This is a genomic window from Vibrio frigidus (assembly GCF_042465995.1).
GTDB lineage: Bacteria > Pseudomonadota > Gammaproteobacteria > Enterobacterales > Vibrionaceae > Vibrio.
In genome coordinates this window covers 298,472-325,264 of sequence record NZ_JBCDMC010000001.1, presented here as the reverse complement: position 1 = coordinate 325,264, position 26,793 = coordinate 298,472, and the positions used below count along the sequence as shown (strand labels likewise).

Annotated in this window: 25 protein-coding genes and 1 pseudogene; 7 read left to right on the top strand and 19 right to left on the bottom strand. The window is 40.8% G+C overall.

The features are described from left to right. Positions 1–33 precede the first annotated feature (33 nt). The 12 genes and pseudogenes from AACW90_RS01405 to hflX form a co-directional block, all read right to left on the bottom strand. Positions 34–747 carry a ChrR family anti-sigma-E factor gene (locus tag AACW90_RS01405; protein ID WP_390229720.1) on the bottom strand — a complete coding sequence of 238 codons (714 nt, stop codon included), beginning with the start codon at positions 745–747 and terminating at the stop codon, positions 34–36. Next, positions 740–1,378 carry a sigma-70 family RNA polymerase sigma factor gene (locus AACW90_RS01400; RefSeq protein ID WP_390229717.1) on the bottom strand — a complete coding sequence of 213 codons (639 nt, stop codon included), beginning with the start codon at positions 1,376–1,378 and terminating at the stop codon, positions 740–742. The genes AACW90_RS01405 and AACW90_RS01400 overlap by 8 nt, the downstream gene beginning before the upstream one ends. A gap of 58 nt (positions 1,379–1,436) precedes the next feature. Next, positions 1,437–2,093 carry an LON peptidase substrate-binding domain-containing protein gene (locus AACW90_RS01395; protein WP_390229714.1) on the bottom strand — a complete coding sequence of 219 codons (657 nt, stop codon included), beginning with the start codon at positions 2,091–2,093 and terminating at the stop codon, positions 1,437–1,439. A gap of 541 nt (positions 2,094–2,634) precedes the next feature. After that, positions 2,635–2,844, bottom strand: coding sequence for a hypothetical protein (locus AACW90_RS01390; protein WP_390229711.1), 210 nt, complete (start codon positions 2,842–2,844; stop codon positions 2,635–2,637). Positions 2,845–3,204: 360 nt separating this feature from the next. Then, positions 3,205–3,417 carry a transcription antiterminator/RNA stability regulator CspE gene (gene cspE, locus AACW90_RS01385; protein WP_195705871.1) on the bottom strand — a complete coding sequence of 71 codons (213 nt, stop codon included), beginning with the start codon at positions 3,415–3,417 and terminating at the stop codon, positions 3,205–3,207. 284 nt (positions 3,418–3,701) lie between these two features. After that, entirely contained in the window at positions 3,702–4,433 is a 732-nt protein-coding gene (locus AACW90_RS01380) for an SDR family oxidoreductase (protein ID WP_390229708.1), read from the bottom strand. A 304-nt stretch (positions 4,434–4,737) separates the two neighbouring features. Beyond that, positions 4,738–4,953: a hypothetical protein gene (locus tag AACW90_RS01375; RefSeq protein ID WP_390229706.1), complete on the bottom strand. Its 216-nt coding sequence runs from the start codon at positions 4,951–4,953 to the stop codon at positions 4,738–4,740. A 278-nt stretch (positions 4,954–5,231) separates the two neighbouring features. Then, entirely contained in the window at positions 5,232–5,756 is a 525-nt protein-coding gene (locus AACW90_RS01370) for an ankyrin repeat domain-containing protein (protein ID WP_390229703.1), read from the bottom strand. Positions 5,757–5,844: 88 nt separating this feature from the next. After that, a complete protein-coding gene (locus tag AACW90_RS01365; RefSeq protein ID WP_390229701.1) occupies positions 5,845–7,305 on the bottom strand; it encodes a catalase in 1,461 nt (486 codons plus the stop codon). A 156-nt stretch (positions 7,306–7,461) separates the two neighbouring features. Next, positions 7,462–8,334, bottom strand: coding sequence for a patatin-like phospholipase family protein (locus AACW90_RS01360; protein WP_390229698.1), 873 nt, complete (start codon positions 8,332–8,334; stop codon positions 7,462–7,464). Positions 8,335–8,623: 289 nt separating this feature from the next. Continuing rightward, positions 8,624–8,701 (bottom strand): annotated as a pseudogene (locus tag AACW90_RS01355) (methyl-accepting chemotaxis protein); the annotation flags it as partial. Positions 8,702–9,283: 582 nt separating this feature from the next. Then, positions 9,284–10,612 carry a GTPase HflX gene (gene hflX / locus AACW90_RS01350; protein ID WP_390230822.1) on the bottom strand — a complete coding sequence of 443 codons (1,329 nt, stop codon included), beginning with the start codon at positions 10,610–10,612 and terminating at the stop codon, positions 9,284–9,286. A 338-nt stretch (positions 10,613–10,950) separates the two neighbouring features. Between hflX and AACW90_RS01345 the strand changes: the two genes are divergently transcribed. Further along, on the top strand, positions 10,951–11,097 hold the full coding sequence (locus AACW90_RS01345; RefSeq protein WP_390229695.1) for a hypothetical protein: 147 nt from the start codon (positions 10,951–10,953) through the stop codon (positions 11,095–11,097). 1 nt (position 11,098) lies between these two features. Here the strand turns inward: AACW90_RS01345 and AACW90_RS01340 are convergent, their stop codons facing one another. Further along, the gene (locus tag AACW90_RS01340; protein WP_390229692.1) at positions 11,099–11,761 is read right to left on the bottom strand and encodes a helix-turn-helix transcriptional regulator; all 663 of its coding nucleotides are present in this window, start codon (positions 11,759–11,761) and stop codon (positions 11,099–11,101) included. A gap of 312 nt (positions 11,762–12,073) precedes the next feature. Between AACW90_RS01340 and AACW90_RS01335 the strand changes: the two genes are divergently transcribed. From AACW90_RS01335 to AACW90_RS01310, 6 genes are all read left to right on the top strand, one after another. Further along, positions 12,074–12,559: a hypothetical protein gene (locus AACW90_RS01335; RefSeq protein ID WP_390229689.1), complete on the top strand. Its 486-nt coding sequence runs from the start codon at positions 12,074–12,076 to the stop codon at positions 12,557–12,559. 87 nt (positions 12,560–12,646) lie between these two features. Further along, a complete protein-coding gene (locus AACW90_RS01330) occupies positions 12,647–13,138 on the top strand; it encodes a hypothetical protein (RefSeq protein WP_390229686.1) in 492 nt (163 codons plus the stop codon). Positions 13,139–13,204: 66 nt separating this feature from the next. Then, positions 13,205–13,915: a fimbrial biogenesis chaperone gene (locus tag AACW90_RS01325; protein WP_390229684.1), complete on the top strand. Its 711-nt coding sequence runs from the start codon at positions 13,205–13,207 to the stop codon at positions 13,913–13,915. 3 nt (positions 13,916–13,918) lie between these two features. After that, positions 13,919–14,584 (top strand): fimbrial biogenesis chaperone, encoded by a 666-nt coding sequence (locus AACW90_RS01320; protein ID WP_390229682.1) that lies wholly within the window; start codon positions 13,919–13,921, stop codon positions 14,582–14,584. Positions 14,585–14,697: 113 nt separating this feature from the next. Then, entirely contained in the window at positions 14,698–17,052 is a 2,355-nt protein-coding gene (locus AACW90_RS01315) for a fimbria/pilus outer membrane usher protein (RefSeq protein ID WP_390230819.1), read from the top strand. Beyond that, positions 17,042–17,926, top strand: coding sequence for a hypothetical protein (locus AACW90_RS01310; protein WP_390229681.1), 885 nt, complete (start codon positions 17,042–17,044; stop codon positions 17,924–17,926). Before AACW90_RS01315 ends, AACW90_RS01310 begins: the two co-directional genes overlap by 11 nt. Before the next feature lie 51 nt (positions 17,927–17,977). On the opposite strand, the gene AACW90_RS01305 is transcribed toward AACW90_RS01310, so the two are convergent. The 6 genes from AACW90_RS01305 to AACW90_RS01280 all read right to left on the bottom strand — a co-directional run bounded on the left by AACW90_RS01305 (position 17,978) and on the right by AACW90_RS01280 (position 26,686). Continuing rightward, positions 17,978–18,760 carry a regulatory protein RecX gene (locus AACW90_RS01305; RefSeq protein WP_390230816.1) on the bottom strand — a complete coding sequence of 261 codons (783 nt, stop codon included), beginning with the start codon at positions 18,758–18,760 and terminating at the stop codon, positions 17,978–17,980. Positions 18,761–18,956: 196 nt separating this feature from the next. Next, positions 18,957–20,228: a sensor histidine kinase gene (locus tag AACW90_RS01300; protein ID WP_390229679.1), complete on the bottom strand. Its 1,272-nt coding sequence runs from the start codon at positions 20,226–20,228 to the stop codon at positions 18,957–18,959. A 53-nt stretch (positions 20,229–20,281) separates the two neighbouring features. Further along, positions 20,282–20,962 carry a response regulator transcription factor gene (locus AACW90_RS01295; protein WP_390229678.1) on the bottom strand — a complete coding sequence of 227 codons (681 nt, stop codon included), beginning with the start codon at positions 20,960–20,962 and terminating at the stop codon, positions 20,282–20,284. After that, on the bottom strand, positions 20,956–24,105 hold the full coding sequence (locus AACW90_RS01290) for an efflux RND transporter permease subunit (RefSeq protein ID WP_390229676.1): 3,150 nt from the start codon (positions 24,103–24,105) through the stop codon (positions 20,956–20,958). Before AACW90_RS01290 ends, AACW90_RS01295 begins: the two co-directional genes overlap by 7 nt. A gap of 5 nt (positions 24,106–24,110) precedes the next feature. After that, complete coding sequence (locus tag AACW90_RS01285) at positions 24,111–25,322, bottom strand: efflux RND transporter periplasmic adaptor subunit (protein ID WP_390229673.1); 1,212 nt, start codon at positions 25,320–25,322, stop codon at positions 24,111–24,113. Beyond that, positions 25,319–26,686 carry a TolC family protein gene (locus AACW90_RS01280; RefSeq protein ID WP_390229670.1) on the bottom strand — a complete coding sequence of 456 codons (1,368 nt, stop codon included), beginning with the start codon at positions 26,684–26,686 and terminating at the stop codon, positions 25,319–25,321. Before AACW90_RS01280 ends, AACW90_RS01285 begins: the two co-directional genes overlap by 4 nt. Positions 26,687–26,793: the final 107 nt, after the last annotated feature.

The window sequence follows — 26,793 nt, the reverse complement described above, 5'->3', positions numbered from 1 at the left end:
TGGAAGTCCCGCCTCATGTAATTTAAAACTCACTTAGTAAATCAATTTCCCTAATGGATTAATCAGCTTACTAACCCCTTGAGTAAATCGAAGCGCATCACTTGAAACGGTTAAGCAAACACAGCCTTCTTTTGTCATTGGATTGTGGGTATGCTTACCGTCTAACCAGATAAAATCGCCTGCGTGATAGCTGCCCATTTCATCCTCAAAACTGCCTTCAAGCAATAAGGTTATTTCATAACCTTTGTGCGTATGATGAGGAACGTTACCGCCTTCAGCGATATGTAATAGACTCATGCGTCGCTCATCATCATCAAGCTTCAACCTCGCACGCGAGATCTTTCCTATCCCTTGCCACTCTTTTAAAGAGATGGATCTGATTGCTCTTGGCAAGGTTACACGTGTGTTCGATACTTCTATTTCCGTCACTGTAACGGGTAAAATTGGTGCTTGTTCCACTGGCTGAGCCGTAATCGTTTCAAGCATCTCTAGCGAAACTATCTCTTCTTGCTGCGTAACAATATCGATGCCTGATTCATCAAAGCTGAAATCGAAATCTTCAGTACTCAACCTATCCTCTTTCACATCAAACGCATCCATTGCTGCCTTCTCTGTAAATTGACTGACGAGAGACTGGCATTCACTACACATTTCTACATGGCTTGCGACAATAACAGAAACCGATACTGGCAGGTCGCCCGCTACAAATTCTTTTATTACAGCTTCGCTTGGGTGATAGTTAATCATTGTCTTGCTCTCCCATTTGCTGTCTAATTTTTTCCAATGCTAACCTCAACCGTGATTTTATGGTTCCGATTGGAACACCTAACTGTTGTGATAACTGCTCTTGCGAAAGCTCCTGATAGTAAACACCTTGTACCACTACCCGTTGAGCTACAGGCAAGCTACCCACCAATTTTTCCAGTTGCTTTGCCATCAGGTGGTCACCAAATGGATTTAACAGGTCGTCATTCTTGCTTAATTCTTGCTCTATCGGCCAGATATCGTCACCAAGATTTTGCTCGGCTTTGCTTCTAATCTTCCTAAGTTGATCAAAAGAGGCATTTCGCATAACGGTGTAAATCCATGTCGTTGCGGCCCCCTTACTGGCATCATAAAGGTGTGCTTTTTTCCAAACATTCGTCATTGTGTCTTGAACCAACTCATTAGCTTGGCTCTCGTTGCCGTGCTGTTTGATACCAAAGCGTTGAATTTTAGGTGAGAAAAATCGGAACAGCTTAGTAAAAGCGTCCTTGTCTTGGTTTTGTGCCACCGAGGATAACCAGTCGGACAATTCTGGGTGCGCCGACGTAATGGTAGGCTGAGTAATGGGAATCCCTCTCGCTATCGGTTCGATTTTTACCTCAATCTGCTGCATCTGAACAACACCCCTTTAGAATAGTTATTAACCATTACGTTGAGGCGGATAAAAAGGATCAATCTTTATTTAATTCTTTTTCGCATAAGATACTGAGGAGCGTTGTAAGTTGTGTATAGTCAAGTTGTTGAACAAACCTCTCTTTTTCAGTCAGGGACAGAGGAATAATCTCTAACAAACGTGCACATACCCATTCAGGATAGTCAAAGAATTGTGTTTGGTATAGGTCACTTAGTTCATAATGTGAATTAAATACTCCTTTTAAAACAGAAGATAACTTAACTTGAACCTGTTCAATGGGGCCATTATCAGAGGAGTCATAGCTGGTTGAAATAACACCTTTATTAGAAGACCAATGCGGCAAAGAAAAAGTCTGCGCGATCAACAACCCGCCTTGTTGTTCGTCGAAATTGGATATGCTAACCATACCATCGGCAAGTACATCGACCGTCAATATGCCATCTTCACCTTGATCAAAATCGACAATTTGGACATGAACCCCCCAATCAGGAACTAAAAAAGCTCTCTCTTTTTGATAGAGTGCGACAACAAAACCATCCGTCTGTTGAGCGTTCGCGATCATTGAGACATATTTAGACTCAAAAATACGCAGCCTTTGCATGCCACCAGGGAGTATAAAGATAGGGAGTGGAAATACAGGGTATTGAGTAGATTCACTTCTATTTTGATTACGTTCTTGTTTGGAGTTATTCACAACGACTCTCTTGTTTTGTTTGATATTATCATTACGTAAGAAAGACGTTGAACGATCACATTTAGGGTAAATTATTGATTTATACCATTTCCACCAAATAGTACCCATCTGGAAAATTAACTGTCCAGCAATAGGATTGTTATCGGGCCGGGAGGACCATTACTATGCGTACAGGGATGTCTTGAGTCGTCGAGGGAATGACATCCATGTTGAACATGAACTTACTTAGCTTGATATAACTGGCCTGATGAAATGTGCCCGAAGATTCAAATTCATTTGAATAATATAATTAACGCGACTGACATTATTTAATATAGAAGCCAAACGGTATAGTTAGAGTGAATAGATATATAACTGAAGCGTTTTTCCAACGAAAATAGAGGCGTTTTATTCCTCCAAAATATCAAACATTATTGTTATAAAAGAGGACGTTAGAACACTACGACTTACAGAGTGCAAAATATTCAAGGTAATTAAGTAAGAGCCAGGTGACAGGTTTACTATTTGTTACAATAAACGAAATTCAGAATGGACTGAGCTATTAAAAAGAAATTGAAAAATTACCAATAAGTTGATTGTCACTATTGGTGATATCACCTTCGCAGGTTTGTTCGCAATACGAAAGCTCAATATCAACACTGTCGACATTACCATTCAATCGAATATGTCGTAATAATATATCACTGTTCAATTGATGGATGGGTGCGTCCCAAGAGATTTCGCCTTTTAACATAGTAAAGCTCACTATCATTTAATTACCTCTAATTTTATTTGGTTGTTTAATTATTTAGTTATTTTATTATTTTGATTTCGGCTATTTTGAAACCAAAATCGCTTACGACCGATTGAACGAGACATAAGTATCCTTATTTTTATAATAAGCATGTTAAAGCCAAAATAGAGCAATTCTAAATATGGATTTATACTGCAAATTTTTAATGTTAATGATTTTATTTATTAGAATATAACGAAGTGAATAAGAAACGTAACGACATATGGAAAAGCAGATGTTTGAAATGTTTATATTTTCGAATATATGGTATAAATTGATTAATATTAGTGGTTTAGATGACGCAAATAGTAATGATACTATCTGCGTCGTCTTACGAAATTATAGCGCTGTAACGTTAGCCGCTTGAGGACCTTTTTGGCCCTGCTCTACTTCGAAAGATACTTTTTGGCCTTCAGTAAGCGTTTTAAAGCCTTCTGATGCAATTGAACGGAAGTGAACGAATACGTCAGCGCCGCCATTGTCTTGAGTAATGAAACCAAAACCTTTATCTTCGTTAAACCATTTTACTATACCAGTTGTTTTATTAGACATGTTGTGTCCCTTAATATTTTTAGATTAATAAGTTATCGCAATAGTGCGATGCGCTGATAGCTGAATTATTAAATGTGACGATGAAGCGTAAGGGAAAAACTGAGGATAACAACAATAACGAAGAAATTCTGAGGCTTTACTTTTACTTATGTTTCATTAATAACTCTGATCAACAGAGCGAGGTAGATAATACCTGAGTATCAAATAATGTAAAGGTTTATTTTATTTATTTTCCCTTGAACTTGTTTTTCGTTGTCCATCATAAAGACACTCAATTTAGCAGGTTACTTTCCACCCGCAATATCGATAAAAGTTCCTGTCACATAGGAGGCCTCATTTGATAACAACCATACGATCGCTTGAGCCACTTCTTCTGGCGTTCCACCTCGTTGAAGAGGGATCTGAGCCGCTAATCGCTCAACCCGATTTGGCTCTCCACCATCGGCATGCATATCCGTATGGATAAAGCCGGGCCTGACGCTATTAACACGTATACCTTTTGGAGCAAGTTCAAGTGACAACCCTTTGGTAAGAGAATCCATTGCCCCTTTAGAGGTCGCATAATCTACGTATTCAAACGGCGCACCTGTTCTTGAAGCTGCGGACGAGACGTTCACTATTGCACCATGCGTATCAATCTGATTGATAAACGCTTTACAACATAAAAAACAACTCGTTACGTTGGAATTCATCACTTTTTCAAAACGTTCTAATTCAATATCACCCAGCTGAGACTGAACAAACAATACACCTGTGTTATTCACTAGATGTGTCACTGTCCCGTATTGTTGGCGAACGGATGAAAACAAACGCTTTACGTCGGATTCAACAGATACATCTGCTCGGTATGCAATTGCCTCGCCACCATTTTTTTGAATCAAAGCGACCAAACTTTCTGCCTGAACTACATTCTTCAGGTAATTTACACAAACCTTATACCCTTTGGTTGCCAACATTTTAGACGTAGCAGCTCCAATTCCGCGCCCCCCACCTGTAACAATAACAACTTTATTCAAGCAACTCTCCTTGCGTTTTCTTGTGTGAATGCCTGATCACTGTGTTTGTTTATCTGTTTCTACCATCAGTTATTAATACGCTTGATTTTTTACACTTCTGGTTTGCCAAGATACCATTTATTTAAACCACTATAGCATGGCATATTTTTATTTAAATAGAACACCGAAGACCGTAAATAGAACACTGAGGATATAGGGGTAGTTTGGAAAGCATCTAACCAGATGTAGGTATTCAAGAGGAGAGTGTCAACAGCTTGTTGTTAAGAAAAGGACAATCAATTGCTATGATTGTCCTCCATCGATTTTACTTTTCTTCAGAATTGTAACTTGAATATGAGCAGTAGTAGCAACCATTTGACTGTGGGTATATTTCTTTGGCTGCATTCAGTGCTGTACTGCATGCGGTATGGTAGCCAAGTGGGTCACAATTTTGCACCCCAGGACCGTGAGTACATGTTGCTGTGTGAATCTCATGATCGCCATTATCTTGCGCTTTCTTATCAACATAAAACAAACTCATAATTACCTCTGAAATTTCGTGTTCAACCGGTTATTTGAGACACCACACTACTCCTATACAATTATAGGAGATAGGCAAGAATACGAATAGTTAGATGGGCATCACTTACATTCGTTGGTCTTTCACACAATTAATTTGTGGGATCACAGTCATTCATCAATATTTTATGTTGAGGCCGTTATATTCGTTCGAACACCTCAAAAAAAGCCTTTTATCTTCCCAGCCATCCGATGATATTGCGTATCATGATTAATTCAGATGACATTATTTTTCATACCCTAAGAATACCCATTCTTCTTATTTTGAGGTGGTATTCTCGGCTTAAGCATCAGAAAACTAAGTCCTATAAACCTTATGAAATTTTTAATTTTCGATGAAGCAACTAAACTAGGCAATGTACTATCAAGGTATTGCACTACCTCTGTTCGTCCAAACATTAACGCCCAGTCTCGCACATTCATGTTGGTCTTATTTCTATTCGTTGTTATTGCTCCAAATTGTAATAGAAGCTTTATAATCTCTACATTACCTTTGAAAGCTGAAGCCATCAGCACTGTATTCTTCATGCAGTCCATCGAGTTTACATCTGCGCCACTTCTCAAGAGCGCTTCACAGAAATCTCTCTCTCCATTATAAACGGCAAGCATAAGTGGAGAGTAGCCTCTGTTATTTTTAGCATCTAAGTCTATTTCAGTATGTTGCGATAAAATATTTACAAGCCCTCTAAAGTCACCAACTCTTGCGAAATCAAAGATATCTAACTCACTGCGATAGGTTGTCTTATAATCATTCCAGTTTCTCATACCATACCCCTTTCAGCATTCGCTGGTTAAGTCAGTGATAATTAACTGCAGGCCAATAGCTAAGGCCTGCAGTTAAGAGCGGTTTTTCTTATTGTTTACTGTCTTCTAAAGCGATTCCTAACGCTTTCGCGACACCTTTACCATAAGCAGGGTCTGCTTTGGAGCAGTTCGAGATATGGCGGCGTTGGACTTCAATCGATGCCCCACCAACACTGCGAGCCGTGTTTTCAAAGAGCGCTTTCTGTTGACTCGATGTCATTAGGTTGAACAAATTTCTCGGCTGCGTGAAGTAATCACTATCATCCTCACGGAAATCCCAGCTATCCGCATCACCATTAAGTTGCATTGACGGTTCTTTAGTATCCGGTTGCTCTTGCCATAAACCTAAACTGTTTGGCTCATATGCTTTGGTACTTCCGTAGTTTCCATCTACACGCATTGCTCCATCTCTGTGGTAAGCATTCACGGGACAACGAGCCTGATTGACTGGAATATGCGCATGGTTGACTCCCAAGCGATAACGCTGTGCATCCCCATACGAGAATAATCGCCCTTGCAACATCTTGTCAGGAGAAAATCCAATTCCAGGCACAATATTGGCAGGATTAAATGCGGCTTGCTCTACCTCGGCAAAGTAGTTCTCTGGATTTCGATTAAGCTCCATGACACCAACATCAATCAATGGGTAATCCTCATGCGGCCAAACTTTACTGAGATCAAATGGATGAAAGCGGTAATCTCCAGCTTCGTTCTCGGGCATAATTTGAACTTTCAAATTCCAACGAGGAAATGCACCACTTTCAATTGACTCATACAGGTCTTGTTGATGACTTTCACGGTTCTTGCCAATCAATTCCTCCGCCTCTTGATCGGTTAAGTTCTCGATACCTTGTTGCGTTTGTAGGTGAAATTTCACCCAGAACCTTTTATTTTCAGAGTTGATAAAGCTAAAGGTATGGCTTCCAAATCCATGCATATGGCGGTAAGTACGAGGAATACCACGCTCACTCATTAGAACGGTAATTTGGTGAAGCGCCTCAGGAAGCAATGTCCAGAAATCCCAGTTCGTATTAACACTACGCATATTTGTACGGGGGTCTCGTTTAACAGCATGATTTAGGTCTGGAAACTTTAAAGGATCACGAAGGAAGAATACCGGCGTGTTGTTACCAACTAAGTCCCAATTCCCTTCCTCTGTGTAGAACTTCATTGCAAATCCGCGAATATCACGTTCAGCATCCGCTGCACCACGCTCACCAGCGACGGTAGAAAAGCGGACAAAAAGATCGGTCTTCTTGCCGACTTCGGAGAATAAGTTGGCTTTAGTATATTTAGAAATGTCATGCGTTACGGTGAAAGTGCCATAAGCGCCAGACCCTTTGGCGTGCATGCGTCTTTCTGGAATAACTTCTCTATCGAAATGAGCTAGCTTTTCAAGAAACCATACGTCTTGCAGAAGCATTGGTCCACGAGGACCTGCGGTTTGTACATTTTGGTTATCTGCAACAGGGCAGCCATTGGCTGTGGTCAGTTTTTTTTGTTTCATCATTTTATTTCCATTTTTTGTAGGGCATTCTTTTGACTGTTACTACCTGAGGTGAACAGAACAGAAAGATGCAGCGGTTTAGAATCAGTTTAGACCTCAGACTAAAACAACAACTTTTTCAACCCAATCTAGAATCAATAATTAATTATAATCATATAGTTAAATACAAAAATGACAGTTCTCTTCGTTCAACCCATAAGTACCACTTCTAATGGATAGATGCTCTTTCCCGGCAGTTACCCCCATCTGGTAGCCGTCATGCAATGTGGCTTTATTCATTGTTAACCTCTTAACCGCAAAGCTTTCTGGTGGCGCTATCACTCGAATAATAGCGTCTTTGGGTGGATTTCTGATGAACTCAAGAGATTGATTATAATTATTGGCTCTTACCATCATAGATTTCACAATATTCGGGTGTTTAGACAGCAGCCTTTTTATTAACCATGGGTATTTATTGGGTTGCATTTGATAACTAAGAGGATGGGACAAGATCACCGTGATATCACGGGCGCCACGTCGATACGCTTCTTTTACTGGAATGGAGTCAGCAACACCTCCATCGATATAACAGCCACCTGAAAAACACGGTGTTTCACGATAAGCCACAGGGAGTGCGGTTGTCGCTTCAATAATGTTAGACAGTGAGTCAGGTTTTATCTGATGGTAGTCCGCACAACCCGTATCAATATTTGTGATCGCGGCATACATAGGGATACTTGAAAATAGTACTTCTGAATCGAGAGGGTAACGTTGGTTGGATTCATTCCAGAGCCATTTCACATCAACAAGATGCCCGCCTTTAGTAAAACGTATCGGGTTAAAAAAACCTTTGTCTATTGCCAATGTGGTAATAATATTAAAACTGCGTTGAGGTGCATTGGCAAGGTAGCCGACTAAATTAGAAGCACCAGCAGAAACGCCAATAGCAAAATTGTACGGCAAGAACGCTTTCTCCATAAATGCATCTAACACCCCACTGGCGAATATACCTCTCATTGCCCCACCTTCAACAATTAGCGCACTTGTTGCCATACCCATTACCTTATCCAAATCCACTCATTAACAACAGAATATATAAGTTGATTAGATAAGTTAAATCGATTAAATCTATGATTTTGATAGCTAAAAGCTATTTGTAGGTATCTAGAAGAAAATATTGGTCATGAAGGTTGGGCTGGATATAAAAATACATGATGTACTTCCACAAATTGTGCAACATCATAATTTGTACGATAGTTCGTTACGTATCATGGTGCACCTTTAGTCGATGGTTACACCCTTTTTAATATAATATTGCCATATTTGGTGTTTCTCCCGTCAAGACAACAGCAAAACCCCTTCCTTGCTCGCCGGTCCGAGCGGCCTCAATAGCCGCATTCAACGCGAGCAAATTCGTCTGCTAATGTGTCTATCGTTCTGGAGATCACACCAAACTCTGTTTTATCAACATAGTTGGTTCTTTGAGTCATGTCGCCTTCTGCCATTTATATTAATACCGGACTGGTTTTTCCGATTGGTCTCTTGATACTAATTACAATGATGTAGCCAATGATTAAAGCAATGACACATGAAATAGCAGCAATTGAGATACAGGTCACGATACGCCCGTAAATGACTGCTATCGGCCATTTAGATGCCCGTATCTTGATATGAGCACTAAAACCGGGCAATAACGGGCGAAATATCACGTATTTGGGCAAGAAAAATAAAAATAGGTTGGCTTAAACCGTCAACATTCCATGTGGGAATCATGGTGCTGGGTTGAACATGATTAATGACATCATGGCATGCAATAGACTGTAATTTGAAGATGAGAAGGCGAATCGAATGATTCACCTTGTTGTTTTATTGACTGTATTAACTCGAATACAAGAAACTTATTGAGGCCGTTGATAAGCCAGTTCCCTCCCACTAAGGAAAAATAACCATCGTAAAGTGAGAGGTTTATCTTATGCTGGAGACCCCGTTCACACCTGCTTATTTATAGATTAAGCATTCGCTTTTTTAACCGTGCTAAGTCAATCGCGTTTGACCGTACGTTGAACTTAATATGACTATACTCATACTCTTCCTTAGTGACACTCATGCTGGAACGAATTTCACCTATAATACCTTTAGCGGTATAAGGAACAATAATCTCATCTTCAATCATGTCATGCTCGGCTGCACCAACGATATATTTATGCAGTTTAGCGATATCAAGAGGATTGCGGGTTGAAGTCATCATGGCATCAGGAAACTCTTCCATCAGTGCCTGTTGTTGCTCAGTATTCAGTTGATCTGATTTATTCAGTACCAGTAATTTTTTTATACCTTCAACGCCCACTTCCTCTAATACCTCGTGAACAACATCAAGTTGAGCACGGAAAGTAGAATCTGAGGCATCGACCACATACAATAACAACGAAGCATCATGTGCTTCTGCTAAGGTTGAATGAAATGAGGCAACTAAATCATGAGGGAGCTTTTTGATAAAACCGACGGTATCTGAAACGAGTATTCGAGGTTGCGTAACGGGGTACAATGCACGTACCGTGGTATCAAGTGTTGCGAAAAGTTTATTTTCTACTAATACCTCACTACCTGTAATCGCTCGCATCATTGATGACTTGCCCGCATTGGTATAACCAACCAAAGCAACACAAAATATTTCAGAACGTTGTGTACGTCGGCCTTTCATTTCATCTTGAACACTAGCCAAGTCACGCCTTAATTCAGCTAATTGGTCGCGAACCTTACGACGATCTAGCTCTAGCGTAGTTTCGCCTGCACCCTTACCCATTTGGCGTTCTTTATTACCAATGGTGGAATCTCTGAGCCTCGGTGCTAAGTAATTTAGACGAGCGATTTCTACTTGCAAGCGTGCTGTTCGGGTACGAGCATGGCGACTAAAGATCTCAATTATGATCCCCGTACGGTCAAACACCTCAACACCTAATTGATTTTCCACATTGCGTTGTTGTGATGGGCTTAAATCGCAATCAAATACCACCACATCTGCGCATGAAAACGGCAGTTCTTCTGTTGGAAGTTCAGCAAAATCCGTCTCATCAGAAAAATCTTCTTCTTCAAACAAACCCTTGTTACCAGTGAGGTGCGCTATTTCAGCCAATTTCCCTGAACCAAGTACATTTTGTTTTTGACCCGAACTCTGCATTTGCGACTGTGTGCCAACCACGTTAAACCCTAGTGTAGTCACTAGTCGACCAAGTTCTGCAAGTGATTCTGCTGCCTCATCACCTTTAAACTGCGGTGTGCAAATAGAAATAAGTAACGCGTGATTGAGTGATGCATTTTCTGTTAGTTGCATAATTTTTTCTGTTAGCGCACCAGAGTGCAAGCCTAGTATTTTATCCAAAGTTACCTGATCCTACGCTGTTATAGCGGAGGTTTATAGAGTAATAGAATACTAAATGCAGATATTCTTTTAGTTAACGACAAATCACTAACGTAAAGCGGGTGTTAGGCCATAAAATAAGTGGTAATGTATTCTTCTTCTCCTTCTCATTTTTCTCTATTTATCACATAAAGTTATCAAAACACTACTTTTTGATAACTTTATCCAATCACAAGATGCGTACATACACCCCCATCAAAACAAACAAGTGACAAACTACGCAATAAGCGAGATCAATATGACGATAAATCATGTTGAATTGTACGGATAAAGCAGCCACGTTTTATCTCAAAGCAATAGGTCTACACATTATTGTGGGCAAACCTGTAGCAATAGAAGAGACCAAAAATCAAGTTGAAGGCTTTATATTGAAAGTTATCCTAATTATTGAATATTAGATTAATGAAGGCTATTACAACGATTAACTAATGTAATCGCTTCTTTGCGGCATTTAATATTAAGTTTTTTATAAATTTTATAGATATGTGTTTTAACTGTGCATTCCGCCACATAAAGCTGATCGGCAATTTGCAGATTAGTTTGTCCTCGTACCAACATATCTAGAATTTCTTTTTCTCGTTTTGTTAAATCGTCAGCATAAGTGGGGGAGGAAATAGACAACATTTTGAACTGAAGTAACATCTTAGACATTAGTTGACGAGGTAACCAAAGTTCCCCATTTATTACGTCAACAACACAACGCACCAAATGCTCTATCGGGGCATCTTCATACAGAATACCTCGTAGACTGTTCCAAGACATCAACTCTGTTTCATTTTTCAGGTCTGTAGGTACATCGTATATGACCACACTAAGTCCCGGTACACTTGATGACATAAACTCACTATAAGCACTATCACTGATTGAATGATAGCCGATTAATACCACATCGATTTTATTAGAGGTAAACAAATTCATAACTGAGTTATGTGAAAACTGTGTCACTTGGATATTGCTAGCACTTTCTAATTCTTTCTTGATTAAACTTGACTGAATATTTCTTCGGCCAAAAAACAATATATTTTTTTTTGGATGAAGAGCATATGAGTTTGTTTTGTTCATATTATACCTTTAAACCAGCAACATAAGTTTTTCTTTTTCGCGTGCCAATAAACTATAAATCCTTCAGGGAAAATATAGCATGCATTAGTACTCTCATCTGTTTCTAAAATGATACTTGAAATACAATATTTTTATTTAGATATAAGATCATGAAATTAAATGACATTTTTATCAGTCTACAACTTTTATTTCATAATTCCTTCATACCTTACTACTACTTTCAAATTTTCATCAAACTAACTTAATACCTTTGGCTTTCTGTTCGCCACTACACTTACTTTCAAACGATGAAGCAACTTAGGAGAGAGGGTTATGAAGACAACTTATCTTTCGTTCTTGATGATGTTACCTGTTATGGGTTTCGCAGAATCAGATGGCGACCTCTCTCTTAGCGTGTTTGGACACATAAAAAGCCATTGCGAGATCAATTTTAATCGCGGTGACAAATTGGATTTCTCAAACGACATTCAAAAAAGTGTTTTATTTGAAATTCAGTGCAATCAGCCCATGGGTATGTCGCTATATTCACAAAACGGCGGCTTGAGCTTGCAACAGAGTAAAACCCCTGTGGTTGTGCAATACCAGTTAAATATTGACGTGGCTTCGATAGGCATGAACAGAACCTTGCAAAGTAAAGACCTATCGTCGCCAAAGTTAATTGAAAGTTCCAGTGTCATTCCATTTACAACGGAAGGAGTGATGAAAGTGACACTAGAAGAAAATCTGCACTATGCGGGGCTTTACGAAGATATTATTGAGATAGATGTATACCCATCTATCCATGGTGTTGACCCGTAATCAACTTGCAATAGGCAGAATATGGAAGACCTCAGACTACAGTCAGTGGTAACAGCGAATCATCAAAAATTGATAAAGGATATTTCAATGAAAAAACTAACTCTATGTGCAATTTCAGTTTCGGCTCTTTTTGCAGTTAATGCGAACGCGGGTGATGTTCAATTGGTCGGTTTTGTAGCTCCGGTGTGTGAAGTTACCGGTATGAATTCTCAACTGGTCGACTTCGGTATGGTTGATGCCGGATTCCAAACTATTAATGTTCCTTTGGGGATCCAGTGTAATGATGCCGATGGTGCAACAGTAACTCTAATCAGTGCTGAAGGTGGCCTAGAATCAGATGATCAAGAAGATTTTGCATTAACTTATGACGCCGTATTTACCCCTGCTGGTTTAGCATCTCTAACACTTAACGCTCCTGGCGGCCCTGGTTTAAATGATGTGTCTGTAAGTCAATCTTATGGTGGTTCTGGTACTCTTGCCGTAGGTGTTCTCGCCTCGTTGGACGTAACCACAACAGAAACTGCTACTTTCTCAGGTGGTTATTCTGATACATTGACCATTCAAATAACGCAAAACTAGTTCTATACTTACCTTACTTTCCAATGGGAGGCTATGCCTCCCATTTAATACAAGGAGTGTATTAGGATGACAATAACAAGGCTGTTTTTGGTTAGTTTTCTTATTCTAGTTAGTCAATCTGCATTGGCCTATAAGGTTCAACCTATGTTGGCCGAGATCGCGCCAATCGGGAAAGGATCGCAGATGACCATGCGAATTGACAATACCGGTGAATCCCCCCTAACGATTGAATTGGTCCCGCTCTCTTTCACCATGGATGAGTATGGCAAGGAAACCACCAAATCTGCCGAGGATGACTTGCTGGTCATTCCTTCCAGCGCCATCATTGCGCCAGGACGATCTCAAGCTGTAATCGTACGATATTTAGGCAACCCATCAATCACAACGTCAAAACCATATCGAATTTCAGTCCGCCAGGTAAAAGTGTCTCGTTCTGGTCAAGAACAAGCATCTTTGGGCCTTTTACTGCAATTTGATACCCTACTCAATGTCAGACCAAAAAACACCAACCCAAACCTAAGCGTAAATAGTGTGACAAAAAAAGAGGAAAACTGGCTGGTGTCGATAAAGAACTCAGGTAATAGCTATGGTCGTATCACCAGAACAAACTGGACCATTTCTGATAAAAGTCATTCATTATTCGTCAAGAATTCTGAGATCGGTGAACTAATTGGAGGTTCGTTAGTATTACCTAACTCAAAACGTATATTTACCATGAAAGCGCTTGATGGATTCGATATCAAAACTGTCGATATCAAACTAGAAAATGCGGATTAAGCCATGTGGAAGCGCGCTCTCTGGCTGTTGCTAATATCAACAATTAGTCCGGGTGTAATCGCCATTATTATTACACCCACCGTTCTAGACATGGAAATTCAAAGTGGACGAATGGCGCAGGTCGTTGTGACGAATAACTCGACGCAACAGATACCACTTGAAATCAGTGTTAAAAAACTAGAATTCTTATCAAATGGTGAGTTTGTAACCCACGATAGCAATGAGGATAACCTCGTTATTTTTCCCCCCGCAGCTATGGTGAAGCCGGGGAAGTCACAGGTTTTTCGTTTGCAGTGGATAGGCAGCAAAAAATTGCCACATTCTGATAGTTATTTTGTCCGCTTTAGCCAGCCTCCTCTCGCTTCTGCCAACACAGACACATCAGGTATTTCAGTGCAAATGCACTACAACGCCTTGATACATGTTTTTTCTCAAAATCAGGCCGCTGAGATTACTTTAGTCGTTGATGAAGATGGTACAGCCGTCATTACAAACTCAGGTGATCGGTTCTCATATTTAAGTCTCATTCGTTTCGAAGGGCTACAGAGAAAAAGTGCAGATGCAATTAACCGTTTTTTAGGTGAACGATTCATCGCCCCATCCACTTCCTTTAAGTTTTCGTTACAAACACAAGTGGAGCCAGGGGAATATTATGGACAGATGCAGTGAATTACCCGTTGACAAGGATCACCTTCGTTTTCTCTGTCGTACTACTTTCTTCATTCGTTAGTGCGCAAGAAAACCAAGTAAAACTTAACCCTACAGGGAGAGATATAGAACTTATGTCACTTCTAAGAGTTAGTGATAGCGTCATCGGTGAAGCACAGGTCATCATCACCGCTGATGATGAGATATTACTACCTAAAAACGATACTCTGCTTATATTAAAAGGTCTCATTTCAGAAAAAACCACCAACCAACTATCTGATCTAAACCAAAGTGATAAGCTGTCTCAAAAAGACTTTAGAAGCGCGGGACTCGACCTAACATTTGATTTTTCAACGCTAGAAAGCGTCATATCTATACCTATAGAAATGCTACAGACACAGCAATTGTCTTTTGAAGGTGCAGGTGACTATAACAACTATTTGGAACCTTCATTGGCCAGTGGTTATCTCAATGTCACTTTCTCTGGCTCGCAGGTGGTTCAGAAAGATGATCAGTCGACGAGTGAAACCAGTTTTACGAGTAGTTTTGACTCAGCATTCAATATAGGCAGGGCTAATCTAGAGTACGAATCAGAATATGTCAGTTCCGATGTCGCTGAATCTTATTATCTTAGAGAAGGTACCCGATTCAATATGGATTTCCCTTCTCAAGGGACACGTCTTGTTTTGGGCGATATGTATAATTCTGGTGCGGCTTTTCAGGACGGCGTTGACCTTTTAGGTATCGGTCTAACAAGAGATTTCACACTTATTCCAACAAGAAATGTTCGGCCAAGAGCAACACAGAGCTTCACGTTACAACGTACGTCAAATGTAGACGTAGTGCTTGATGGTATCGTCGTACAGAGACTGACCTTGAATGCTGGGAGTTATAATCTAAACGATATCCCCCTCGCTCAAGGTAACAATGATGTCGAATTAATTATTACTGACTCAAGCGGTCAGGAAGAACGACTTCAGTTTTCTGTTGCTACCGGAAATGACCTTCTTGATAGCGGCGAATTCGAATACAGCATCGCCTATGGTTTACCCAGTGAGATAAACGGAGACGAAATAGATTACTTTACAGACCAACAACTAATTCATGGTTACATAGAAGCCGGTGTGACGCCTTGGTTAACTCTGGGTATTAATGGGCAAGCTCGTGAAGAATTATATCAATACGGCGGATCAATTCTATTTGCTACTGAACTAGGAACCACTGAGCTATGGGCGTCAAGTAGCCATCATTCTGATATTGGAGGAGGGGAAGCTTTTCGCTTCGCATTCGACGCAAGTTTTGATAGTGATAATGAATATAATCCCGACTTCAGTCTTATTTATGATTATCAGACTGAAAATTTCTCTGGTGTTAGGGACTTCGATTCGTTGACGACACCGCTGAATACGGTTGAACATTATGTCTCTCTTTTCAGTTCGATGGATATCAGTTTTCGAATGCGGGCAGCCTTGTCCCTATCTTATAGCTCCGGTTCTGAGGAAAGCGACAATTATACCGTTGTCGGTCCGAGCTTTTCCGGTCCTCTTTTCGCGACACCCGCATCATGGAGCACCCGATTTAACTATCAAATAAACGAATATGAAGACGATGAGTTCTACACCACTCTTACGTTGAGTTGGCCACTTAGCAAAGCAACCAGAGTGGTTGCCCGTTACCAGAGCGATACTGACTATGCGGCTGTGGAAGCAAGTTATCGGGAAGGCATAGGTAATACTGGTGGAATATCTGCATATGCCTCAGTGGGAAGAGAACGAGATACAGATGCAGATATCGATGCAGGGGTAGATTATACCGCCAATCGAATGTCGGTAAGCGCTAGCCATAACACTCGATATGACGATACAGATCTTGAGACCCAGACGCACAATAGCCAAATAGAATTATCAAGTGCCATCGCCTTTTCTGGTACCTCTGTGGCAATTGGCCGTCAAGTCGGCGAGGCCTTTGCTGTTGTGACTAAACACCCGAGTTTAGCAGAAAACAATGTGGCAATAGACCCAATAAGAAACACAGAATATGCAAGGGTAATCAGTCGTTCTACCCGTAATGTACTTATACCTGATCTGGTTGCGTATAACCCTCAATTAATCGGATTTGATGTAGAAGATCTACCGCCAGGCTATGACCTAGGCGAAGGTGCGTTCTCTCTTTACCCTGGGTATAAACGTGGATACAAACTGCAAGTCGGTTCAGACTCTGTTTTAACCGTGATGGGTAACGTAATTGAAAAGAAAACAGGTAAACCGATTTCTCTGATTGTTGGAGAGGCAATATATCTTGGTAAAAATGCTGGTAAAAACGACCCAGTCGAGTTTTTTACCAATAGAAATGGTCGATTCGCCATTTCCGGATTACGTCCGGGAAAATACCGATTGGATCTTTTTCTAAAGGACACGAAGTCGATAGAAATTACTTTACCTAAAGAAAGCGATGCATTGATACGCTTGGGAGACTTATATGTGGAATAATAGCCAACGATGGTTCTTAGCTTTACTGCTATTGACTGTAAATACCTACGCTTACGGAAATTGTAATGCGAGATTAGTAAGCATCGAGCCCCAATTTTCTCTGTCCAGATATGATGTATTCTCTGTCAGTGATACACCTTTGGTTCAGAATTATATAGTACGAGCAGATATTGAAGGTCAAGACTGCACCGCAATTGTTGAACTCGATATCGGTGGAAATTCTGACCATTTGCAGAGCCCCAATTTTGAGATCTTAAATTTTGAATGGCATGCAGAGCGTGGATTTGAAAAAAATGGATTATGGTATATCCCATTAACTGAAAACAATGCCACGGGCAAAATTCAGTTACGATACCCAGGTAAACAATGGGTGAGTGCTGGGAGTTATGAAAACAAATTAGAAGCTTCGGTCATTGAAAATGGCAGTAACTTGCTAAGCTATACTGGCAAAAAAATATATTTGGATATTGAAGCTGAAGTACTACCCACTTCTAAGGTTCAGTTTTACGGACTTTCTCAAAGACATTATGACCTCGATTTCGGAGAACTAGAAACAGGAAAAAGTATACGTTCCTCCCCAAGACTCTGGATTCAGAGTACCGGCGGATATTATATCTCCATTGAATCAGATTATGATGGAAACCTGCGTCACGACTCACTTAATCCCAAATGGGATATCGAGTATAGAATGTCCATAGCGGATAAGAGTATTGATATGCATAAGAAAGGCCGCCAGTGGCGTAGTGGTGATTCAACTTCTGGTTCCTCATTACCGATAAACTTTGTTGTAGGTGAAACCAAAGACAGAAGAGGCGGTGAGTATCGTGACAACATTCATATATCGATTGAACCTGATTTGTCACAGATGCCGTAAAATGACACAAGCTGTTTATCGAGTATAGACAGATTACTAGGTCGCAATATGTTATTCATCAAACCTGTTTTTATCGTGTTCCATTTCACTAAAGGCAAATTGTATTTGCTCTGATGAAAAGCCTTTGCGACTCAGCATGGCATATGCTTTACCACGCTCTTTGTGACTACTTAGGTCATAATGTTTTTTTTCTAGTTGTGTTAAGCACAATGAGAAAAAATCCACATCTTCTGAGTTAACCAATCTTTCGAGTATCACATCAAAGTCGGTAACATCGATTTTTCGTTGGCGTAGCTCTTGTCGAATAACGGTCGCCCCCTTTCCCTTTCGTGCATATTTCAATATTTCCTTCTCAATATCCGCTTTAGACGCTTTGATTTCGAGGTTAGTTTTTAGCTGTGAAAATGATGCGTGCTGACTGATCGCCTCATTAACCTGCGAATAACTAAAACCTCTCTTTTTTAACGTCCCTTGAAGTCGCTCTTTACTAATCGTAAATTCATGATAATAGTTGTTTACATACTCATTTAGCATCGACTGCTCACAGATCGCCCTATCTGCTTTAACCTTTTCAATAGCGTCTCGAATCTGGTCGTCTAAGATCCCTTTTTTCTTGAGTTTTTCTTGAATATAACCACTTCCATATTCACTCATAAAAGATCGTTCCGTGAACTGCTCTGCAAAATCTTTGTTGGATTTCAGATAGCCGAAACCACGAAGCTTATCGAGAGTCTCAGCGATCCAGGCTTCGTTTTCGGTCTTGATGCGTAACTTAGTTAACAACTCGCTTTCTGTCATGTCGCGTTGTCCTAAATGCCACATTGCCGAGTTCATCACGCTTTCAATACGAGTCGCTTTCTTAACCCGTTTCTGGTCAGTGTCCAAATCATCTCTCATCAGTGTTTGGTGCTTCATTGATACAATAAATCGTGTTTACAAATTAAAAAGTATTCACATACCTCTAGATTAAAGACTAAGCTTCATTATATTTTTACAGCCTCTAACTCATCCGTAAATGGTGATTTATTAATCAACGAGGTCGTAATTCTATTTGTGCATTATAGGTAGCAGAATCAAAACTATCCGTATAATGCCAACCGTATCTATCGGCCAATTTTTTAGTCAATCTCAAACCTAATCCAAAACCTAGGTCTGTTGATTCAGCCGCTTTCTGGACACTGCTATTGACTACAGAGATAGAGCTTCCAGTCTGAATCACGGTAATATGTCCCACCATAGTATGTTGAAAAGCATTACGGATCAGGTTAGCCAGAACAATTCTGCATGGTATTTCCGCAATACAGAGTATGTGCTCAGATGTTGTCACTTCCAGCTCCACAGGCTTATTTTTTAAAAGATAAGTCAACTCTATAATAAGTTCGTCGATCATGTCTTTCAGGTTAACCTTTTCACTCTGAGGTAAATTCAGATCATCTCGGCTTAACCACAGCAATGTCTCAGTGAGATTGGTCATGGTTCTTCCTGCCCTGTCTATTCTCTCAACTACTTGTAATTGCTTTGGCGTTCCCTGTTCTTTCTCGTACAACTTGATCAATAACTCCGTATTGGTTCTAATCACTGAAATCGGGGTTCTTAATTCGTGGCTGGCATGGGTTAAAAACTGTCGCTCTCTTTCGAGGCTTTCCTGAACCGAACTAAGACTGGTCTTTATGATATCTGCAAGCGTATTTAGTTCACCGTATTGAAAATCAGGGACTGGTTGTTTTAATTTCTCCCCATCAATAGACTTCGCCCAGTTTTTTAACGATTCAACAGGGCTTGCGACCTTACTAATAAGAACAAACAATACCAATGAAAAGACAATAATAGCGCTTACAGCAACAATAATAACCCAAACAAAATGAGGGAACATTTTTTCCTCATCGAGCCCTCTATACGACGCCTTTAAAAGTAAGGTTTTTGAAACGTAACGGACTTCTCCCTGCTTATTGAACCCCTTCATTATGAGATTTACTTCTTTTGGTGGCGAAAATATCCCTCCACCATAGGTCCGTTTTTCTAATCTAAATGCTTTTGTCGGTGGTCGATTTTCAAATGACCCCTTCACGTTGTCTGGCATATCTTCCCAACGACTTGAGACATGATACCCCCATACTTTAATAGATTGACCTTCTACAACACCTTTGGCATTAACAAAATCACGCATCGTTTGTTCTTGGCCTTTATCTAACCCCTGCACAAAATAAGTGAGTGTTAAAATGGAAAAAAAAATGGCCATTGCCGACGCCAATAATATCATGCTGGCAATAAATCGGATCTTAAGGCTGGGTCTTATCTTCATTCGATTCTCAATATCGTCTCGTTTTCTTTCTCTTGCCAATCATCGGTGTATCGCTATTTTTCAGTCTCTTCGATGGAGAAACCAAACCCCGGAATGGTATGAATTACCGTGTTGTCTCCAGCAGAGTTCAACTGTTTTCGCAAGTTAAACATATGAACTTTAAGGCTATTGCTTTCCGGTTGTTCATCTCCCCAAATTACTTGGGTGATTGTTGTTCTAGATACCGGATTAGGACTATTTCGTAGCAACAACTCCAATATTTTTATTGCTGTCGGTGATAGTTTTAATTCGCGCCCTTCTCTGTATACCGTCTTCTTTTCTACATCAAGCTTAATGCCTGCGACAGACAACAACGTCGCCTGCCCACTGCGTCTTCTTGCCAACGTTTGAGCGCGAACAATGAGCTCCTCCATTGCAAAAGGTTTAATTAAATAATCATCGGTACCTTTAGCAAATCCAACTAATTTATCATCTAAGCTATCCATCGCAGTCAACATCAAAACGGGTGTATCGATCCCTTTCGAGCGCATTGATTCACATACCGCCAACCCATGCATTAACGGTAGGTTCAAGTCGAGAATAATCGCATGATAATCGTTCTTCTCAATTAAGTTCAGTCCTATCACGCCATTTGCAGCGTGGTCACACTGAATACCTTCGAGTTCAAGGTAATCAATCACCGCGGTCGCAAGATCAATATCGTCTTCGACTAAGAGTAAGAGTAAATTTAACACTCGTTAATTACCTTCTTAGAATAAAAAATCTTATTTCTTAAATTACCACATACCGTCGTTATTTCATGATTAATCAGTAATAACGAAGGAATGAGCACCAGAGTAATCAATGTCGCAAAAATGATCCCATAGCCAAGTGCCGCAGCGGCTGGAATCAGGAATTGTGCTTGTACAGATGTTTCACCAAGTAGCGGGGCTAAACCTGCAAATGTGGTAAACGAGGTAAGCAACACCGCCCTTAAACGACCAGTACAGGCCTCAAATATCGCCTCTTTTACCGCCATATTCTTCTCTCTTATCAAGGTGTTAAATCGAGAAGCCAATAGAAGACTATCATTCACTACGACACCACTTAGTGCTAGAACACCATTTAAAGATAGAATACTAATGGTCAAGTCGTTCACAACATGCCCTAGAATCGCGCCAACAATACCGAAAGGGATAGCCATCATAATAAGAATCGGTTGAACATAAGACCTTAATGGAATAGCAAGCAATGCATATATTGCAATTAATGCCATTACAAACATACTACTCATGGAACTAGTCGTCTCTTCCTGATGTTCTGCCTCACCAGAAAAATCAATCGTTAGTCCTGAATACTGTGCCAATAAATCAGGCATTACCTCTGTCTTTATTTTCTGCACTAATTCATTAGACGCGATAATATTTTTGTCGACACTTGCCGTAATGTATACCGCCCTTAGATTATCAATTCGAGTAATCTCTGATTGTTGATATTCAGTGTAAACTTTCGCAACCGTACTTAATGGAACAACGCTACCATCACTTGTTCGAATATGCGCTTCCATGATATCAGCCAACGTCTGTCTTTGATCCTCTGGGTAGCTAACCTTTACCTTAACTTCATCGCTGTCCCGCTGGAACTTCTGAACGGTTGAACCACCGAACGAACGCAATATTTGCGATGCTAGATCGGAGGTTTCTAACCCTAATGAACGCCCCTGCTCTGTAAGCTCAAATCGATATTGAGGTTCTCCTGGGCTCATATTGTCATCAATTCCACTCACGCCATCAATGCTTTGAAGTTTCGCCTTTAGCTCCGCTCCTGCCGCAAAAATAGTATCGGTATTCCACGATTTAAGTTCAACTTTGAAGTTATCTCCCATCGACTTTTTAGCTTCAATACTAAGCTTTTTTACCCCTTCCGGAATACCGCTTAATCTTTTCCATTCCTTAAGTAATTCGTTTGATTGATAAACACTATTACTGTCAATTTCTACGGTGACGGTACCACTGTCGTCGCTCTCAGCGATGACTTGTAGGTTGAGGATCTCACTCTCTTGCTCACCATATTTGGTAACAAGGTTTGCATCTGCTGCTATAACGGCGCTTTCAAGCTGTAATAAACTCGCCTCTGTTTGACCAAAGCTAGCATCGTCATACATGGATATCTCGCCGCGCACAGTATCACCAACGATATCAGGGAAGAATGAAACTCGGACCTTCCCAGTGAGTGGCATACCAACGACTAAAACAAAAAGAGACAAAAATAGAACCAATACGGCGTAACGATATTCCAGTGCAACACCAATCGCTCTTCGGTAAATTTTGCTACTAAACCATTGAAGCCCTGCATCTGCGCCCTGTTGAATTCTTGACCAGATACCTTTACCCGCTGCACGATGTGTATTTAGATGCGCTAGATGTGAAGGTAATATCAGCTTTGACTCGACCACAGAAAGCAACAAACAAATCATCACAACCGTACCAAATTGAGCATAAATTTCACCCATACGCCCTTCCACATTCGCAATAGCAACGAACGCAGCAACGGTCGTTAGGACACCAAAAATGGTCGGTACTGCCACTTTTAACGTTCCTCTAACCGTACTTTCTACGCTATCTCCTTCTTCACACCGGGTGGTATAAATACTCTCCCCCACCACAACGGCATCGTCGACGACAATACCTAATGCCATGATGAAGCCGAATGTGGTCATTTCGTTGATAGTTAAACCAGTAAATCTATCTGTCATAAAATATAGCGTGCCGAAAAATACAAACGGCAAACCTGCCGCCACCCAAAAAGCGACGCTTAGGTTTAAGAAAACGGCCAATATAATGAAAACCAGAGCAATACCCGAAAGGGCGTTTTTTACCAACAGGCTAAGACGATCTTTGATAACGGTGCTTGAGTCATACCAAGTAGTCAGTTGCACATCCTGTGGAAGATAGTTCGACGCGTGCCATTTATCAACAACCCGATTGGCCTGATCGACGATCTTAGTAATATCACCATACTCATCCATAACGATCTCTATCGCCATGCCACTTTGTTGGTTATAGCGAGACAACGTATAGGTATCATCTTCAAACGTTTCTTGAACGTTAGCAATATCGCCTAAATAGACATGGGTTCCGTCAGATAAGGTAAGTAGACGAATATTGGCAAATTCTTGCTGCTCATAAGCCTGTTCAGATACTTTTAGCCTGACCACTTTTTCGTTATTCCGAAGACTGGTTGTTATCGCGCTCGAAGACTCTGCGTTAATCGCATCAGATATATCCGATAACGTAAGTCCATACGCCTGTAACTTGGCTTCGTCCAATTCGACCGCAATCATGGGATCGGCCGTGGCTTTAATTTCTAGATCACGAATAGCCGGTTGGATTAACAAATCTGATTTTAACTTCTCTGCTAGATCTTGAAATGTGGCTCTATCGGCATCACCATAAAGTTGAACCCAAATGGCATGATCTTGCCTAGTGGCTTTTTCAATAACTGGATTATCTGCATCAGATGGGAAATCATTTATCGCATCTACGTTAGTTTTGATATCTGTAAATAGAGTATCCAATGGGTAATCGTTCATTTTCTCGACGACGACCCGACTACCACTTGCGTCCGACGTTGATGTTATAGCATCAATACCCGCCACGCTTTCCAGCGCTTCCTCAATTTTTATTGCGATTCCTTCTTCAGCTTGATCCGGATTACCACTATCATAATTGACGGATATTGTTACTTGATCTGGGGCTAAGCTAGGAAAGGCTTCTTTACGCAGCTCACTTAACGAGAGTATACCCATCACTATGGTTGCAATAAGCAGTAAATTTGCCGCCACTGAATTACGAGCGAACCAACCAATAATGCCTTCACTATACGTTGAATTTTGCATTTCGATTATCCTTCAACTTTAGGTGTCACGAGCATACCGACTATGTAATTACTAAGCGGTCTTTTTATGATTTTTGCGGTGGGCAGATTTTCTATTGGTGATACATAAACAGAACCAGATTTTTCAAATACCTTATTTGCAGGTACCTTATTTAGCTGATTATTCTCGGTCAAATACCAAAGGTCACCTTGTTGTGAGATAGCTGATGCAGGTAACTCCCATGTATTATCTAGCACAGCGCCTTCTATATAGGCCTGTACAAAAGTACCGGGAAAGAGTCCAACCTCCTGTTCGAATGGCTTCTCAACCGCAATAATTAGTGATCGCTGACGAGATGTCGCATCCACATGCTGCTCTACACGAGTAACATAACCCTGCCAGCTATTCTCACCATCTGCGCTATACAGAGTAACTGGCCATGGCGGCTGATCTTGATTTGATAGATCCTTATTCGTCAGTTTTGGTAGCGTTTGCCACTGCTTCATCGACAATGGGATGTCAATTTCAACCCTATCTGTGCTGTATAACTCAGCAACCGAAGTCCCTACTTGCGCATAACTTCCCGGCTGAATGTAACGCTCAACTATCAAAGCATTAAATGGGGCCCTTATTATTGTTTTTTCTAGGTCTTGCTGAGCTTTTCTAAGGCTAATTTTGGCATTTTCTACTACCGCTTGTTGCGCTGCTAGCTGAGGCTTTCGCAATACCAAAGGGGAATTAGGTTCTCCTGTCATACCAGAACGTTTCCACTCTAAACGCGCTTGCTCTCCGGTTCTTTGTTCTTCAAGAAGATCCAATTCAGCTTGTGCCAGGTTAGAATTTGCCGCCGCTACCGCTTGCAAGTAAGAGGTATTTTCCAATGTTGCCAGGACTTCTCCTTGCTTAACCAACTGACCAGTTGCAAATTTAGGCATCAAACTTTCAACTCTGCCACTCACTTCTGAACCGTATGTAATTGCATAATGAGCAGAAGCTTCACCATACCCCTTCACTAACGCTTTATATGTATCTGCCTTAACCTCAAGTACCACAACACTGGGGGCATTCGCGGTTAAAAGTTCGGCTTTTACCTTGCTAGGTACATGGACAGGAGTTTGTCCGTTTTGAGAAGGTTTTTCGTCTTTAGTTGACATTTGAGAACCATTATACGCAACAGCGCTGGCTAAGCATGCAATGGAAACTAGCGTGACAAAGATTGGCAATGATTTTCGTTTCATGAGGATACTCCTAGGCCTAACGCTAGGCCTAAATCAATTCGGTTTACTAAACGGTTATAAATGACTTGTGTCAGCTTTACTTTTACATCGAAGCCATTGGTTTGAACTGAAATCAAATCCGTAATATCGACTAAGCCTTCTCTATATTTCTCCTGATAATTAGCAAAGCTGCGCTTTGCACTGTCAAGCGCATCTTCTAAATGTCGCTGTTGCTCGGCTAATGATTTTTCCTGACCAAGAGCATTCTCTACTTCATTGACCGCATTAAGTAACGTTTCTTGGTAAATCCAATACGCATTCTCAGCTGTCATTTCAGATATTTCGGCTTGTGATTGTAAATAACCACCATCAAAGATGGGTGCAGACAATTGACCGAGTAGGCTCCATAGCGGGCTCGTTAGAAGGGCCGATGTGGGAGAGGAAGCCGCATCAGAAATCGCAACAGATAAGCTAATAGAAGGGAGAAGCGCCTTATAGGCCGCATTGGTTCGAAATTCTTCGGCTTCTAGATCATAAAAAGCACTTTGAAGATCGGGTCTCCGTGAAAGATCCTGTTCAGGAAATGAGATAAGCGGTGTTATCACGGCGGGAAACTCAGAATTCACATCAAATCCTTGCTCTCCACCCAACTGCCCTAACAATAAGGAAAGGCTTCTCTGATTTTGAGCAAGCTCTTCTGTGTATTCGACCAGAGTTGAACGTGTTGAAGCACTATCCGTTCTAGCGGTATCTAAATCTTCCAGATCCCCTAAACCAGAGCGGTATTTTTCTAAAATGATACTTTCGTTATTTTCCGTTACCCGCAGCCGCTGAATTTCTATATCAACCAACTGTTTTTGTAGGCTTATTTGCAGCCATGCTCGCATAATGTTGGCCGCTAATGTGTCAGTTGCACTTTGATAAGTCGCTATACTACTGGCAATATCTTTGTCCGCAGCACTGGTGGTGCTGCCAATCTGATCCCACAAGTCCAATTCCCAGCTTACAGTAAGATCGGCACTATATTGAGCATCAGAATCTTCTACTTTGTTCGCGTCATACCCTGCGGTTAACGAAGGAATTCGTTCACTATTTGTTGCATCACGTTGTGCATAAACAATTTTCAGAGCCATTAAGGTTTGTTGCAAACTTGGGTTATTTCCCATGGCTTGTTTGATAAGAATGTCGAGCTCTGGAATATTCATTAGTTCGGTAAGTTGAATAACCTCTGTCGCTTCCGGTTGTTCAGCGTTCCATACGAGTTGTTGCTTAAGGGATTGTTTCGCAAGTTCTTGGTAATCTTTGTCTGACGATGAACTACAGCCTACCAAGCCGACAATAATCATGGCGAGTAAGCTGCAATTCATTTTTCGATAAGACATCATCTTCTGTCTCCTATTCTAATTGACGCAAGAATAGAAGACTTGTGGTTAAGAGGGGGTTAAGACTCGTGGGCTCAAAACCACAATGATGTGAAGGCGACTCAATTTAC

What these genes read in the sequence shown, in the direction of transcription:
- AACW90_RS01405 (WP_390229720.1), bottom strand. Translation starts at nt 747, where the DNA reads ATGATTAACTATCACCCAAGCGAAGCTGTAATAAAAGAATTTGTAGCG.
- AACW90_RS01400 (WP_390229717.1), bottom strand. Translation starts at nt 1,378, where the DNA reads ATGCAGCAGATTGAGGTAAAAATCGAACCGATAGCGAGAGGGATTCCC.
- AACW90_RS01390 (WP_390229711.1), bottom strand. Translation starts at nt 2,844, where the DNA reads ATGATAGTGAGCTTTACTATGTTAAAAGGCGAAATCTCTTGGGACGCA.
- cspE (WP_195705871.1), bottom strand. Translation starts at nt 3,417, where the DNA reads ATGTCTAATAAAACAACTGGTATAGTAAAATGGTTTAACGAAGATAAA.
- AACW90_RS01375 (WP_390229706.1), bottom strand. Translation starts at nt 4,953, where the DNA reads ATGAGTTTGTTTTATGTTGATAAGAAAGCGCAAGATAATGGCGATCAT.
- AACW90_RS01370 (WP_390229703.1), bottom strand. Translation starts at nt 5,756, where the DNA reads ATGAGAAACTGGAATGATTATAAGACAACCTATCGCAGTGAGTTAGAT.
- AACW90_RS01365 (WP_390229701.1), bottom strand. Translation starts at nt 7,305, where the DNA reads ATGATGAAACAAAAAAAACTGACCACAGCCAATGGCTGCCCTGTTGCA.
- AACW90_RS01360 (WP_390229698.1), bottom strand. Translation starts at nt 8,334, where the DNA reads ATGGCAACAAGTGCGCTAATTGTTGAAGGTGGGGCAATGAGAGGTATA.
- hflX (WP_390230822.1), bottom strand. Translation starts at nt 10,612, where the DNA reads ATGCAACTAACAGAAAATGCATCACTCAATCACGCGTTACTTATTTCT.
- AACW90_RS01345 (WP_390229695.1), top strand. Translation starts at nt 10,951, where the DNA reads ATGTTGAATTGTACGGATAAAGCAGCCACGTTTTATCTCAAAGCAATA.
- AACW90_RS01340 (WP_390229692.1), bottom strand. Translation starts at nt 11,761, where the DNA reads ATGAACAAAACAAACTCATATGCTCTTCATCCAAAAAAAAATATATTG.
- AACW90_RS01335 (WP_390229689.1), top strand. Translation starts at nt 12,074, where the DNA reads ATGAAGACAACTTATCTTTCGTTCTTGATGATGTTACCTGTTATGGGT.
- AACW90_RS01330 (WP_390229686.1), top strand. Translation starts at nt 12,647, where the DNA reads ATGAAAAAACTAACTCTATGTGCAATTTCAGTTTCGGCTCTTTTTGCA.
- AACW90_RS01325 (WP_390229684.1), top strand. Translation starts at nt 13,205, where the DNA reads ATGACAATAACAAGGCTGTTTTTGGTTAGTTTTCTTATTCTAGTTAGT.
- AACW90_RS01320 (WP_390229682.1), top strand. Translation starts at nt 13,919, where the DNA reads ATGTGGAAGCGCGCTCTCTGGCTGTTGCTAATATCAACAATTAGTCCG.
- AACW90_RS01315 (WP_390230819.1), top strand. Translation starts at nt 14,698, where the DNA reads ATGTCACTTCTAAGAGTTAGTGATAGCGTCATCGGTGAAGCACAGGTC.
- AACW90_RS01310 (WP_390229681.1), top strand. Translation starts at nt 17,042, where the DNA reads ATGTGGAATAATAGCCAACGATGGTTCTTAGCTTTACTGCTATTGACT.
- AACW90_RS01305 (WP_390230816.1), bottom strand. Translation starts at nt 18,760, where the DNA reads ATGAACTCGGCAATGTGGCATTTAGGACAACGCGACATGACAGAAAGC.
- AACW90_RS01300 (WP_390229679.1), bottom strand. Translation starts at nt 20,228, where the DNA reads ATGAAGATAAGACCCAGCCTTAAGATCCGATTTATTGCCAGCATGATA.
- AACW90_RS01290 (WP_390229676.1), bottom strand. Translation starts at nt 24,105, where the DNA reads ATGCAAAATTCAACGTATAGTGAAGGCATTATTGGTTGGTTCGCTCGT.
- AACW90_RS01285 (WP_390229673.1), bottom strand. Translation starts at nt 25,322, where the DNA reads ATGAAACGAAAATCATTGCCAATCTTTGTCACGCTAGTTTCCATTGCA.
- AACW90_RS01280 (WP_390229670.1), bottom strand. Translation starts at nt 26,686, where the DNA reads ATGATGTCTTATCGAAAAATGAATTGCAGCTTACTCGCCATGATTATT.